The sequence below is a fragment of the Vibrio sp. YT-16 genome (genome assembly GCF_033337405.1).
Taxonomy (GTDB): Bacteria; Pseudomonadota; Gammaproteobacteria; order Enterobacterales; family Vibrionaceae; genus Vibrio; species Vibrio alginolyticus.
This window is the reverse complement of the sequence record NZ_JAWOQQ010000006.1, coordinates 200,991-201,210: the sequence shown is the minus strand read 5'-3', so window position 1 is coordinate 201,210 and position 220 is coordinate 200,991.

Genomic DNA, 220 nt, shown 5'->3' with positions numbered 1-220 from the left:
ATTAAGCAAAGCAACGATAGAGCTTCTTTCACTTTTTGCAGTCAGTGATCATGGAAAACAACGATATAAAAACCAATTCTATTTTATCTAAGTTTATGAAATTAAAAAGATTAAATCAGTCTAGCTTCGAGATGACCTTTGACCGATCATAAACACCGTTGGGTAAGATTCAACAATGCATCTTAGAGATTAAGCAAAGCAACGATAGAGCTTCTTTCAC